This window comes from Arthrobacter sp. B055-34, from assembly GCF_059090425.1.
In genome coordinates, this window is record NZ_JBNHFQ010000004.1 from 318,994 (window position 1) to 331,811 (window position 12,818).

14 protein-coding genes are annotated in these 12,818 nt (G+C 64.0%); 7 read left to right on the forward strand and 7 right to left on the reverse strand.

The features are described 5' to 3' along the window. Window positions 1-73: 73 nt before the first annotated feature. Complete coding sequence (gene galE, locus AC5RWO_RS10045) at window positions 74-1,087, reverse strand: UDP-glucose 4-epimerase GalE (protein ID WP_498731234.1); 1,014 nt, start codon at window positions 1,085-1,087, stop codon at window positions 74-76. A 107-nt stretch (window positions 1,088-1,194) separates the two neighbouring features. Here galE and AC5RWO_RS10050 point away from each other — a divergent pair, with 107 nt between their 5' ends. Continuing rightward, window positions 1,195-1,806, forward strand: coding sequence for a hypothetical protein (locus AC5RWO_RS10050; RefSeq protein WP_498731235.1), 612 nt, complete (start codon window positions 1,195-1,197; stop codon window positions 1,804-1,806). Between the two features lie 22 nt (window positions 1,807-1,828). Here the strand turns inward: AC5RWO_RS10050 and AC5RWO_RS10055 are convergent, their stop codons facing one another. Next, on the reverse strand, window positions 1,829-2,677 hold the full coding sequence (locus AC5RWO_RS10055; protein ID WP_498731236.1) for a hypothetical protein: 849 nt from the start codon (window positions 2,675-2,677) through the stop codon (window positions 1,829-1,831). A gap of 18 nt (window positions 2,678-2,695) precedes the next feature. Next, window positions 2,696-3,664, reverse strand: coding sequence for a 2,3,4,5-tetrahydropyridine-2,6-dicarboxylate N-succinyltransferase (gene dapD / locus AC5RWO_RS10060; RefSeq protein ID WP_498731237.1), 969 nt, complete (start codon window positions 3,662-3,664; stop codon window positions 2,696-2,698). Between the two features lie 54 nt (window positions 3,665-3,718). Here dapD and dapE point away from each other — a divergent pair, with 54 nt between their 5' ends. Beyond that, entirely contained in the window at window positions 3,719-4,810 is a 1,092-nt protein-coding gene (gene dapE / locus AC5RWO_RS10065; protein ID WP_498731238.1) for a succinyl-diaminopimelate desuccinylase, read from the forward strand. 73 nt (window positions 4,811-4,883) lie between these two features. Here the strand turns inward: dapE and AC5RWO_RS10070 are convergent, their stop codons facing one another. From AC5RWO_RS10070 to AC5RWO_RS10085, 4 genes are all read right to left on the reverse strand, one after another. Next, window positions 4,884-5,747: an amino acid ABC transporter permease gene (locus AC5RWO_RS10070; protein WP_498731239.1), complete on the reverse strand. Its 864-nt coding sequence runs from the start codon at window positions 5,745-5,747 to the stop codon at window positions 4,884-4,886. Next, a complete protein-coding gene (locus AC5RWO_RS10075) occupies window positions 5,744-6,439 on the reverse strand; it encodes an amino acid ABC transporter permease (RefSeq protein ID WP_498731240.1) in 696 nt (231 codons plus the stop codon). The genes AC5RWO_RS10070 and AC5RWO_RS10075 overlap by 4 nt, the downstream gene beginning before the upstream one ends. 69 nt (window positions 6,440-6,508) lie before the next feature. Beyond that, window positions 6,509-7,357 carry a glutamate ABC transporter substrate-binding protein gene (locus AC5RWO_RS10080; RefSeq protein ID WP_498731241.1) on the reverse strand — a complete coding sequence of 283 codons (849 nt, stop codon included), beginning with the start codon at window positions 7,355-7,357 and terminating at the stop codon, window positions 6,509-6,511. A gap of 50 nt (window positions 7,358-7,407) precedes the next feature. Beyond that, window positions 7,408-8,223, reverse strand: coding sequence for an amino acid ABC transporter ATP-binding protein (locus AC5RWO_RS10085; protein WP_498731242.1), 816 nt, complete (start codon window positions 8,221-8,223; stop codon window positions 7,408-7,410). 156 nt (window positions 8,224-8,379) lie between these two features. On the opposite strand from AC5RWO_RS10085, the gene AC5RWO_RS10090 reads away from it, so the two are divergent. From AC5RWO_RS10090 to AC5RWO_RS10110, 5 genes are all read left to right on the forward strand, one after another. After that, the gene (locus tag AC5RWO_RS10090) at window positions 8,380-9,189 is read left to right on the forward strand and encodes an LOG family protein (protein ID WP_498731243.1); all 810 of its coding nucleotides are present in this window, start codon (window positions 8,380-8,382) and stop codon (window positions 9,187-9,189) included. A gap of 30 nt (window positions 9,190-9,219) precedes the next feature. Then, a complete protein-coding gene (locus AC5RWO_RS10095) occupies window positions 9,220-9,594 on the forward strand; it encodes a DivIVA domain-containing protein (RefSeq protein WP_498731244.1) in 375 nt (124 codons plus the stop codon). A 95-nt stretch (window positions 9,595-9,689) separates the two neighbouring features. Continuing rightward, a complete protein-coding gene (locus AC5RWO_RS10100; protein ID WP_498731245.1) occupies window positions 9,690-10,823 on the forward strand; it encodes a hypothetical protein in 1,134 nt (377 codons plus the stop codon). A 181-nt stretch (window positions 10,824-11,004) separates the two neighbouring features. After that, on the forward strand, window positions 11,005-11,184 hold the full coding sequence (locus tag AC5RWO_RS10105; protein ID WP_074703315.1) for a DUF3117 domain-containing protein: 180 nt from the start codon (window positions 11,005-11,007) through the stop codon (window positions 11,182-11,184). 11 nt (window positions 11,185-11,195) lie between these two features. Then, window positions 11,196-12,818 carry a leucyl aminopeptidase family protein gene (locus tag AC5RWO_RS10110; RefSeq protein WP_498731246.1) on the forward strand — a complete coding sequence of 541 codons (1,623 nt, stop codon included), beginning with the start codon at window positions 11,196-11,198 and terminating at the stop codon, window positions 12,816-12,818.

Here is a 12,818-nt window from a genome sequence, read left to right on the forward strand (position 1 = left end):
ACGACGACGGCGGCAGTCCTCCTTGCGCTGGAAGGCTGCCGCCGGCGTCGTTGTTGGCTTTATATTGCTGGCATTATTCGGCGTAGCCGTTGGGATTGTTCTTCTGCCAGCGCCAGTGGTCTTCGCACATCGTCTCCAGCGTCCGGTGCGCCGACCAGCCGAGTTCCGCCAAGGCAGCGGAAGCGTCGGCGTAGCTGATGGCGGCATCGCCGGGCCGGCGGTCGGTTAGCTCGTAGGGAATCTCGAAGCCGGCAGCCTTGCCGAACGCCGAGAGGACCTCCAGGACTGAAGAGCCGCGGCCTGTGCCCAGATTCCACCGGCGCACGCCGGGCCTGCCGGCGATGAAGTCCAGCGCCGCCAGGTGGCCTGCGGCGAGGTCCATCACGTGGATGTAGTCGCGCACTCCGGTGCCGTCCGGCGTCGGATAGTCGCTGCCGAAGACCCGCACCTTGTCGCGGCGGCCCACGGCCACCTGGGCGACGAATGGCAGCAGGTTGTTGGGGACGCCCGTGGGATCCTCGCCAATAAGGCCGGACTCGTGCGCGCCCACGGGGTTGAAGTAACGCAGCAGGGCAACGTGCCAGCGCTCATCCGAGGCGCCGAGATCGGAGAGGATGTCCTCGATCTGTTCCTTGGTCCGGCCGTAGGGGTTGGTGGCGTCCAGCGGCATCTTCTCCGTCAGCGGCACTTCATCGGAGTTCCCGTAGACGGTGGCGGATGAGCTGAAAACGATGGTGCGGACGTTGTGCGCTTCCATGGCGCGCAGCAGGTTGAGCGTGCCGCCGACGTTGTTGTGGTAGTAATGCAGCGGCTGGTCCACGGATTCGCCTACGGCCTTCAGACCGGCGAAATGGATCACCGCGTCGACGCGCTCGGCATCGAAGACTTCGCCGAGACGGACCTCGTCGAGAAGATCCGCCTTATGGAACGAGACCTTCCGCCCGGCCAGCTCCTGCACGCGGCGCAGCGATTCCTCGCTGGAGTTGGCCAGATTATCCACGACTACCACGTCGTGTCCCGCCTCAAGCAAGGCCAATGTTGTATGCGAGCCGATGTAGCCGGTGCCTCCGGTGACCAGAATCTTCATACCATCAAGCCTAGTAGCTGATGCCGAATGCGCTGTATTTTGCGGTGGTCGCCTGCCTCACCACGGTCTAGAGTGGATCTTAGGGCGGTTCGAAAGGATCTTGGTCTATGCATCACACCGGCGGGCCCGGGTGGCGGATAACAACCGACACCTCGGCGCATTTGCTTCTGGCCTTGTACTTGCATGATGTCGCCGGCCTGGACGGCGCAGGCCTGCCTGCCGTGTGCGGTGCTGATCCACCGGTCAGGAAAGCCGATCCGCGCCAGCTGACCGCGCATGTTGGCGGGACGAGGGCGTTGCGGCGGGAATGGGAGCAGTGGTGGTCGCTCCTGATCCAGGAGGACCCTGCCGCGGCGGATGCTTTGGTACCGCCTGCCTTCCCGGCCTTCGACGGCAGCCCGGCGCTGCAGAAGCTGCTGCAGGCCCACTTCGGGGCGGCAATGAGCTGGTCCAGCGAACGCGTGGCGGATTACCGGCTGCTGGCCGAGGAGCGCGAAGCCAGCGGCAAGACCAAGCTGGTCGGGCAGATGGTGCAGGACCGGGAAATGGAGCTGGGCCGCGATGCCCGCGGGTTCGAGCTCAAGTTCATCGAGTTGCCGTTGCGCGAACGCCGCGCCTGGTTTGTGGAACCGAACAAGGTGCTCCTGAACCAGTACCTGATCGATGACGAGGGGTCGTACCGGAGCTTCATCCAACCGATCGTTGAACTGCTCGTCTGATCACGGCTGTAGCTGGCCGGCTTCAGGGCTGGTCAGCCACCGTGATGACCACGGTTCCGGTTTCGGAGCCGGCAGCGAGCCATTCGCCGTCGGAACGCTGCCAGCTCAGGCCGGCGAAGGACACGGAATCGATATTGAGTTCCTTGGCTGACGCCACGGCCCATTGGGCCACCGCCCAGCCGGTCCTGTCGCCTGCCTGCACGCGCAGGGTCCCGTCCTCGACCGCAGTTTCCAACCCGGGGTGCGAGACCTCCAGGGCGCCTTCAACGTCGGCAGGATCTCCGGCCGACTCGGCTTCCTTGAGCACGCAGTTCAGGGCGGCGGGGGAGTGTCCGGTCAACGCTGAGGCGAAGGCTTTGGCCTCGCCTTCGTGGTCCGCATAGGCATCAGGGTAAGCGCTGCGCTGAACCTGCTGCGCCGCGACGGTAACCGGCAGGCTTTCGTAGTCGGGAATCTCTTCCAGCACGGAGAAAAAGCGGTTGGTCGCATAGACCGGATCCATGACCTGCTCCTCGGAGCCCCAGCCCTGCGTCGGCCGCTGCTGGAACAGGCCGCGTGAATCCGGGCCGGCGTCGTCTCCGTGCCCAATGTTGCGCAGCTTCGACTCCTGGATCGCCGTGGCCAAGGCAATCGAGGCAGCGCGGGCGGGCAGCCCGCGTTGCATGGAAATGCCGGCGATGAGGGCTGCGTTGGCCGCCTGGTCCGGAGCCAGTTCAAAGGTCTCCGGACCCACCACAGCCGTGCAGCGCTCACGGACGAGCAACTGGGAACGGTCGATGGAGGTGGCGGACAGCCAGAGGCCACCCACTACCAGGGCAAGCAGCACCAGCAGCACGAGAAGACTGCGTCGGCGCCGCCGTGAACGGGCCATTGTGGTTACACGTACCTTCTAGTTGGCGTGCAGGGCAGCGTTGAGCTCAACGGTCTGGCCCTTGCGGGGCAGGACTTCAACGACGCCGGAAATGGAGTTGCGGCGGAAAAGCAGGTTCGATACGCCGGACAGCTCCACTGCCTTGATCTGACGGGCTTCGCCGTCGGCCGACAGCAGGCTGACCCGGGTGCCGGCGGTGACGTAGAGACCGGCCTCCACCACACAGTCATCACCGATGCTGATGCCGACGCCGGAGTTGGCGCCGAGCAGGACACGTTGGCCGATGCTGATGCGTTCCTTGCCGCCGCCCGAGAGGGTACCCATGATGGAGGCGCCGCCGCCCACATCGGAGCCGTCCGCGACTATGACTCCTGCGGAGATCCGGCCCTCGACCATGGACGTGCCGAGCGTGCCGGCGTTGAAGTTGACGAAGCCTTCGTGCATGACCGTGGTGCCTGCCGCCAGGTGTGCACCGAGCCGCACGCGGTCCGCATCGGCAACGCGCACGCCGGAGGGCAGGACGTAGTCCACCATGCGCGGGAACTTGTCCACGCCGTAGACGGTGACCGCGCCGCGGCGGCGCAGCCGCAGACGCGTTGCCTCGAAGTTCTCCGCGGAACAGGGACCGAAGTTGGTCCAGACGACATTGGCCAGCAGGCCGAAAATGCCGTCCATGTTCAGCGAGTTGGGGGTGACTAGGCGGTGCGAGAGCAGGTGCAGCCGCAGGTAGGCATCGGCTGTGTCTGCCGGGGCGGCGTCAAGCTCAATGCTGCGGCTGACCAGCTCAAGCCGGGTGCCGCGCTCGGCGTCCTCACCCTGCTCTGCGAGGGACTCTAGCTCGGGATCAGTCTCAGCAGCGGCGGGAGCCTGGCCGAGGCCGGGAGCCGGATACCAGACATCCAGAACAGTGCCGTTGGAGGCGACGGTGGCAAGGCCAGTGCCGTAGGCGGTGCGGAAGACAGTTGCAGCGGTGTTGTTCTCAGGCATGCACTCAAGTCTACCGACGAGATCTAAGCGCCCTGACACGGTTACGCTAGGGGAGTGACTGCTTTCACCACTGCCCTGGATCTGACCTCCGATGTTGCCGACCTCACTGCGGCGCTCATTGATATTAACAGTGTCTCCGGTAACGAGCGGGAACTGGCCGATGCCGTAGAAGCCGCGCTGCGGGCACTTCCGCACCTACGGGTCACGCGCGACGGCGATGCCATTGTTGCCCGGACCGATCTGGGCCGCGACGAGCGCGTTATCCTGGCCGGCCACCTGGACACTGTCCCGCTGCCGTTGACGGCCGGATCCCGCGGAACCGTCCCGTCCAGCTGGGACGGTGAGGTCCTCTATGGCCGCGGCACCACGGACATGAAGGGCGGCGTCGCTGTCCAGCTGGCACTGGCCGCCCGCCTGGTCGATCCGGCCCGGGACGTGACCTATGTTTTTTACGACCATGAAGAAGTTGAAGCTTCGCTCAGCGGATTGGGCCGGTTGGTCGATAACTATCCGGAGTTGCTGCAGGGGGATTTCGCCATCCTGCTGGAGCCGACAGACGGCACGGTGGAGGGCGGCTGCAACGGTACCAGCCGGTTCGAAGTGACCACTGTCGGCAAGGCGGCGCATTCCGCCCGTGCCTGGATGGGGCAGAACGCCATTCATGCCGCTGCGGAGATCCTGACGCGGCTCAGGGACCACGAGCCTGCCAGGGTCACGGTGGACGGCCTCGAGTACCGGGAGAGCCTGAATGCGGTGAAGATCCACGGCGGCACCGCCGGAAACGTCATTCCGGACCGTACTGTCATCGAAATCAACTACCGTTTCGCTCCGGATAAGACCCCGGACGATGCCGAGGCCTACGTCCGGGACCTGCTGGACGGCTTCGCCGTGGTCCGGACCGATGTGGCAGCGGGCGCTCGTCCCGGCCTGCACCATCCCGCCGCCGCAGATTTCGTGGCGGCTGTCGGCGCGGAGCCGAAGCCTAAATACGGTTGGACCGATGTGGCCCGTTTCAGCGCGCTTGGTATTCCCGCCGTTAATTTCGGTCCCGGAGACGCGCTCCTTGCCCACACGGACAATGAGCATGTTCCGGCAGAGGCCATACGCGAATGCTTCCGGGCCTTGGACAGGTGGCTCTCGACCTAGCCTTAAGGCCAAACGACGCGGGGTTCCCGGCAGCGATGCTGCCAGGAACCCCGCGTCGTTAAAAAGCTGTTTGTCAGATTTTGGCTACCAGCGTTGGCACACTGGTGGGCCGCGTCTTTCCGGAGGTCCGGCTGCTGAGCAGCCCGGAGAGTTTCTGGGCCACCCACGAAAGCGCAAAGTTGATGATGATGAACAGTAACGCGGCCACCGTCAGCGCCTGCAGGATGGGGCCAGCAGAGCCGTAGATCTGCATGCCACGCAGCAGTTCGGAGTAGGTGATGATCGAGCCGAGTGCGGAGTCCTTCAAGATGACCACGAACTGGCTGATCAGCGAGGGCAGCATCGCTACCAGAGCTTGCGGCAACTCGATGTTCCGCAGCGACTGTCCGCGCGTCATGCCGATGGCCATGCCCGCCTCGCGCTGTCCCTTGGGCAGCCCGTAGACGCCGGAGCGGACCAGTTCCGCGATCACCGAACCGTTGTAAAGCGTCAGTGCTATTACGACGGCGAAGAACGGAGTGTCGGCGGGTTCTACGATTTGGAGACGGCCAAGCAGCAGCCAGAAGAAGATCATCATCAGCAGTACGGGCACGGCCCGGAAGAATTCTACGATGATGCCGCAGAGCCAGCGGACAGCGCGGTTGGTAGCGAGTCGTCCGACGCCGAAGAGCAGGCCGAATATCACGGACGTGACAATGGCCGCGGCCGCTGCCTTGAAGGTGTTCATCAACCCCGGAAGAATGGCGAACTGCCACACATCGGCGGTCAGGAACGGTGCCCATAATTCCGCCTCGAGCTGGCCTTGGTCGTTCAGTCCTTTGAGGACGAACGCGGCGGCACCGAGGAAGAGGATGATGCCGAGCACGTTGGTGGCAAGGATCCGACGCTGGGCCTTCGGCCCGGGTGCATCGAAGAGGACGCTTTGCTGGATTTTCATCGTGCCACCGCCAGTTTCGAGGAAAGCCAGGTTGTCACAAGGCCAATGGGTATGACGATGATGACGAAGCCCAGGGCGAAGGTGGCGAAGATGGCCATGATGACGTCCGGACGGAACTCGATCATGGTCTTCATCAGACCGGCGGCTTCGGCAACGGATGCGACCGTTGCAACGGTGGTGTTCTTCGTCAACGCGATCAGTGTGTTGCCCAGGGGAGCGACGGCACCGCGGAAGGCCTGGGGCAGGATCACCAGGCGTGCTGCCGGAAGAAAGCTTAGGCCGATGGCGCGGGCCGCCTCGGCCTGTCCCAGCGGCACCGTATTGACGCCGCTTCGGATGGCTTCGCAGACGAAGGCGGCGTGGTAGACCGACAGGCCGACGATGGCCCATAGGAAGAAGTTGAAGTTGAAGTCGCTGGAGAGGTTCAGCTGGAGCTGGAAGATGGCCACCAGGATGCAGAAGACCATGATGATGGTCAGGGGCGTGTTCCGGAAAATGTTGACATACGCCGTGCCGGCCCAGCGGAAGCTCGGCACCGGCGAAATCCGCATCAGCGCCAGGACGGTGCCGAGTACCAGCGAGCACAGGGCGGACCAAAACGTGAGTTGGATATTGACCCACAGGGCCGCGACGACGTCATAGGTCTCCAGCGCCGTTAGATAGCTCTGGAAATACTCTGTCAAACTGTCCATCCCCTCTCATGGGAGTGACTTTGGGTGACTGTGGGGCAGACCAGTTGGCCCGCCCCACAGGATGTGCAATTACGCGCAGGTGTCGCCCGGCGTCGGCGGGTTCAGTTCCTCGTTGAACTTGTAGTCGACACCTTCGGTATTCGCCGCCAGGGCTTCCTCCCAGGCGCCTTCTTCGACCATCTTGTTGATCGCCGCGTTGATGTCAGCGCAGAGTTCGGTGCCCTTGGGCAGGCCGACGCCGTAGCGCTCTTCGGAGAACGGATTGCCGACAACCTTGAACTGCCCGGCGAAGTTCTCCTGTGCGGCCAGGCCGGCCAGGATGATGTCGTCGGTGGTCACGGCGTCGATCTGGCCGCTCTGCATGGCGGTCACGCACTCGGCGTAGCCCGGTCGTTCGAGGAGGTTTACTTCCTCGGCGTGGTCGTCCTTGATGCGCTGGGCCGAGGTGGAACCGGTGACGGAGCACAGGTTCTTCCCGTTGAGGTCATCCGGGCCCTGGATCTCGGTGTCTTCGGCCCGTACCAGCAGGTCCTGGCCGGCAACGAAGTACGGTCCGGCGAAGTCCACGGTCTCCTTGCGCTCGTCGGTGATGGAGTACGTCGCGAAGATCATGTCCACCTGGCCATTGGCCAGCATGTTCTCGCGGTTGGCCGAAGGGGATTCCACGAACTCGATCTGTTCCTCGGTGTAGCCCAGTTCGTTGGCGACGTACTTGGCGACATCTACGTCGAAACCGGTGAACTCGCCGCCGGAGGAAAAGCCGAGGCCCGGCTGATCGTACTTAATACCGACACGTAGGGTTTCGCCCTCTCCGCTGCCGGCCGTCTCGCCCCCGTCGCCGCCGTCGCCGCCACAGGCGGACAGTGTCAGTGCGGCAATGGCACCCATTGCCGCCATTGCAAAGCGGGTCTTGCGCATGTTTTCTCCTTGCTAGTGATTACTTCGGATGAAATTTCCGGTCGGGGAGGTCAGTGGTTGAGGATCTTGCCCAAGAAGTCCTTGGCACGGTCGCTCTTGGGATTGGTGAAGAATTCTTCCGGCGTGGCCTGCTCCACGATCTGGCCATCGGCCATGAAGATCACCCGGTCCGCCGCCTTGCGCGCGAAGCCCATTTCGTGGGTCACCACGATCATGGTCATGCCTTCTTTGGCGAGCTGGACCATGGTGTCCAGCACTTCGTTGATCATCTCCGGGTCCAGCGCGGACGTCGGCTCGTCGAACAGCATGACTTTCGGCTTCATCGCCAGGGCACGGGCAATCGCAACGCGCTGCTGCTGGCCGCCGGAGAGCTGGGCCGGCAACTTATCCGCCTGGTTTGCGACGCCGACGCGCTTGAGCAGGCTCATCGCCAGCTCCTTGGCCTCGCCGTTCTTCATCTTTTTGACCTTCAGCGGCCCGAGCGTGACGTTTTCCAGGATGGACTTGTGCGCGAACAGGTTGAAGGACTGGAACACCATGCCGACATCGGCGCGCAGATTGGCCAGCTCCTTGCCCTCGGCCGGAAGCTTCCTGCCGTCGATGAGAATGTCGCCGTCGTCGATCGTTTCCAAGCGGTTGATAGCACGGCAGAGCGTGGACTTACCGGACCCCGAAGGGCCAATAACGACGACGACCTCGCCCTTGGTGACTTCAAGATTGATGTTCTGCAGCACATGCAGCGAACCGAAGTGCTTGTTGACGTCTTTGAGCAGGACCAGAGGCTGGGTTGCGTGTGGAGTACGGCCGGCAGCCGCGCTGCTGGAAGCCGCCGGCGTCGATTCACTGTGTTGGGCGTCACGGGTCATGACTTGAATCTAGCGAAAGATTCCCACGGAGCAATGCATTTGGGGGAACGAATGGCCGAATCGTGATTGAAGTTTAATGTGGCCGATTCGGCTATCGGTTGGATAAACGTCGCTAAAACCGCGTCGCCGCGCGGGTTTGGTAGGTAGCCTTGGGGAATGAGTAACCACCAGCATGAAATTCCGCTGCCGTCCGAGATCGCGGCACGGATGCCTTCCCGGCATAAAGGTTCCGTGGAACTGCGCCGGTCCCAGGCGAATATTCCGCAGGCCGACCAGTATCTCTTGGACACTCGCGATAAAGCGGATTTCACCCATACGGACCCCTGGCGAGTGCTGCGGATCCAAAGTGAATTTGTGGAAGGTTTCGGCACACTCGCCGAGCTGGGGCCTGCCGTCAGTGTTTTCGGGTCGGCCCGCACCCGCCCCGGCACCAAGCACTACGACATCGCCGAACAGATCGGACGACGGCTGGTGGAGAATAATTTCGCTGTCATCACCGGCGGCGGTCCTGGTTCGATGGAAGCGGCGAACAAAGGTGCCAGCGAAGCCGGCGGGCTCTCCGTGGGGCTGGGGATTGAACTGCCATTCGAGCAGGGGCTGAACGACTGGGTTGATCTCGGGATCAACTTCCGGTACTTCTTCGCCCGCAAGACCATGTTTGTCAAGTACGCGCAGGGCTTCATCGTGTTGCCCGGCGGCCTCGGAACCATGGACGAGCTGTTCGAAGCCATGGTGCTGGTGCAGACGCAGAAGGTGACGTCGTTTCCCATCGTGCTGGTGGGAAGTGCCTTCTGGGGCCCGCTGATCGAATGGGTCCGCGGCACGTTGCTGGAGGAGGGCATGATCGCGGAGGTCGATCTGGACCTGGTGCGCGTGGTGGATACCGCTGAGGATGCGGTGGAGGGGATCCTGGAGGGACTCTTGCAGAGCCGCGGCCGCCCCTCTGAGAGCATCGTGGACGTGTAAGGTCATGGCCGCATCTGGCACGATGGTTCCGTGAGCCTGTTCCTGGTCTTCCTCGCCATAGCCGCCGCAGGTGCCGTGGCCGTGGTTGTCTCCGGACGGGTCAGCCGGCGCGCCAAGACGGAGGCCGGCCAGGGCTGGGAACGAGGTGAAGTTCCGGCGTTGGACGGTTTGAGCGAAGCCGATCCGCGGCTGCCGGCAGTGCTGTTGCCCGAACACCCGGTTGCCTCAGACATTGACCGGCTGCGGTTCTCGGTGGCCTTCCGCGGGTACCGCATGGATCAGGTGGACCAGGTCCTGGACAGGCTGCGCCGGGAACTGGCGGCGAGGGACGAACTCATCAGCGAATTCAGGAGAGAAAGACACTGGAAGAACGACGACGGAACTCCGCTCCCGCCGGCCTCATGACTAGTCCGCCGCGCCAAGGCAGAGCCGGCAGCTTTCTCAGGGACGAACTGGCGTTTTGGAAAAAGCGGGTGGCGGCCTGGCCTTGGTGGGTCCACGTGGTCGTCCTTTACGCAATGGCCCGGATCTACTCGCTGTTTGTCTTCCTCGCGGTTGCGCGCCAACAAGGACCGAGCCCCTGGGGCGGCGCCCATCCCGACTACCTGTCCTTCATCGGTATCTGGGACAGCGCCTGGTATGAGCAGATCTACCGCGACGGGTATCCATCCGAAATCCCCCGCGCCGGGGATGGTCAGGCACAGGAAAATTCGTGGGCGTTCTACGCGTTGTTCCCGGCGATCATCCGTGGGCTGAATGCTGCCACGGGTCAGGATTGGGAGGTTCTGGCCCCTGTTGCGGCGACGCTGGCCGGTTTCGTGGCAGCAGTGATCGTTTACAAGCTGTTCCGGCTGTATGCCGGGCACGGCACAGCCCTTTGGGCCGTGGTGTTTGTGGCCGTCTTTCCGGTATCGCCGATACTGCAGGTTCCCTACGCCGAATCACTGAACCTTGCGCTGCTGGCCGGCAGTCTGTATCTGGTCATCACCCGGCGCTATCTATTAGCGGTCCCGGTGGTCCTGTTGATGTGCCTGTCCCGGCCTACAGGTGTGCCGTTCGCCGCAATGATGGGGGCGTACTTGTTGTGGCGGCTTTGGCGCCGGCAACGGGACGAACTTCAGACACCCGAATTCCTGCGCATCGTAGCGCTGGCGCTCGTTAGTTGCGCCGGCGCGCTCATTTGGCCTGCGCTCGCCTGGGCCGTTACGGGCGAAATGGATGCGTATACGGCAACGGAAACGGCGTGGCGCGGGGATGACCTGGTGCTCTTCATGCCGTGGTTCGATATGGGCAAGGACCTGTTCGGCCCCGTAGGCGGCGTACTGGCTCCGCTGGTCCTGGTGGCAGCGGCAGTGTTGTGTCTGAGCAGCGGGCCGGCGCGGAGAATCGGCATGGAACTGCGGCTGTGGTGTGCCGCCTATGCCGCCTACCTTTTCGCGTTCCTGCATCCGCAAACCAGTACGTTCCGCTTGCTGCTGCCGCTGTTCCCTTTGGCGCTCGTGGCCGCAATGGCCTCGCGCAGTACCGCCTACCGGGTGTGCCTGGGTGTGATGTTCCTTGCCGGACAGATTGTCTGGGTGGCCTGGCTGTGGTCCTGGGCGGAATTGCCCGGTGGGGGAGACTACCCGCCGTAACGCTGGCGGTAGCGTTCCGACACGAAGCCTGACACGTGGCGCGGTGATTAGCACCGGCCTGTGATGTACGCGATAATGGTGAATGGATGACGCACGGCCGACCGCCAAATCTTGCCGTGCTGACATGTTGACGGGCGAACAGGTCACCGACTTGTCCGCCCACGGTGAAAGGGAAAACCAAATGGCTGCGATGAAACCGCGTACAGGTGACGGACCCATGGAAGTCACCAAGGAGGGGCGCAGCCTCATTCTGCGGGTTCCGATCGACGGCGGCGGCCGCTTGGTACTGGAACTCAACGCCGAAGAGGCCGGCAATCTCAAGGACTGCCTGCTCGGCGTCACCGACAGCGTCGCCAGCTAAGGCCTGAGCGAGTGGGCCACCCTGTAGCTACCCCAGACGAACTGACAACCAGGTCGCTCGAAGAAGCGCTGGCCGCACCCAGGCCCTCCACAATCGTGGCCCGGCCCGGGCTGGGCAAGGACCACGTGGTACCGGAACCGGGCACGGGCGTCAGCGTGCTGGTGGTTCCCATCGGCACCTCCGGCGTCTCCGGCGTCCCGGGCGGGAATTCCGACGAGCGGGCAACGCCGCAGCCGCGGCAGGGTGCAGCGGAAGCTGCCGCCAGGTACGACGTCGACGTAGCTGTCCTGGCAGAGGCGAACTCGGTGACCGGCAAGGCCGCCGAAATTCTGGCCGTTACTGCGCCTCGCCGCGAACCGGGCCTGCCCCAACGGCTGCTGTTCCTTGGTGTCGGAGACGAATCGCCGGCGAGCCTGCGCAAGGCCGGAGCGGCTCTGGCCAAGGCGACTTTTGGCGTGGAAACCATCCGGGCCAGCGTCGTCGACGGGCTGGACGCGCAGGCACAGCAGGCCTTCGTCGAGGGTTTCCTGCTCGGTGGCTACCGTCCGCCGAGGGCCGGCACCTCGCCTGCCCCGAAGCCGATGGCCCGCACCCTGGAGCTGACGGGCGCGTCCGAGACCGCCTTGGCCGCGGCGGGTGCCACGGCCAGGGCCGTCTGGCTGGCCCGCAACCTGGCGAACATGCCTTCCAACGTCAAGAACCCGGCGTGGATGGCAGGACAGGCCGAACGCCTCGCGGCCGAGAGCGGGCTCGAGGTGCGCCTTTGGAATGACGCCGAGCTCGCAGCCGGCGGATTTGGCGGCCTGCTGGCCGTGGGCCGGGGGTCCGAGCATGAATCCCGGCTGGTCCAGCTGTCCTATACTCCGGCGGGTGCGGCCCCGGATGCGCAGCACATTGTCCTGGTGGGCAAGGGCATTACGTTTGACACCGGCGGAATATCCCTGAAGCCGCGTGAAGCAATGGTGCCGATGAAAACGGACATGGCGGGTGCCGGCGTCGTCCTGGCCGTGCTGAACGCCGCCGCCGAACTTGGTGTTCCGCACCGTGTCACCGGCCTGCTGGCACTGGCCGAAAATTCGATTGGTGCCGCCTCCTATCGTCCGGGTGACGTCGTCAGGACCTATGACGGCACCACCGTTGAAATCGGCAATACCGACGCCGAAGGACGCATGGTGCTCGCCGATGCCCTAGCGTTTGCCCGTGAGGAACTGGCACCGGATGTGCTGATCGACATTGCAACGCTGACGGGCGCGGCTTCACTGGGACTGGGCCGGCGGCATGCCGCACTGTACGGAACCAGGCAGGATCTGGTGGGCGGTTTCGAACGTGCAGCCGAGCTGTCGGGGGAGCGGGTGTGGCATATGCCCTTGGCGGAGGCAGCGGAGGAATACCGGTCCTCGCTGGATTCCACGGTGGCTGACCTGTCCCATATTTCTTCACCGAAATCCAAGGTCCAGGCCGGTTCGATCACGGCCGCGCTGTTCCTTCGGGAGTTTGTCGGCCGGACCCCGTGGATCCACCTGGACATCGCCGGTCCGGCCCGGGCCACCGCCGATGAAGCAGAGGTCACCAAGGGCGCTACCGGCTACGGCGCGCGCCTGCTGCTGTCGTTCCTGGCCGGCTACCGCGGCTAG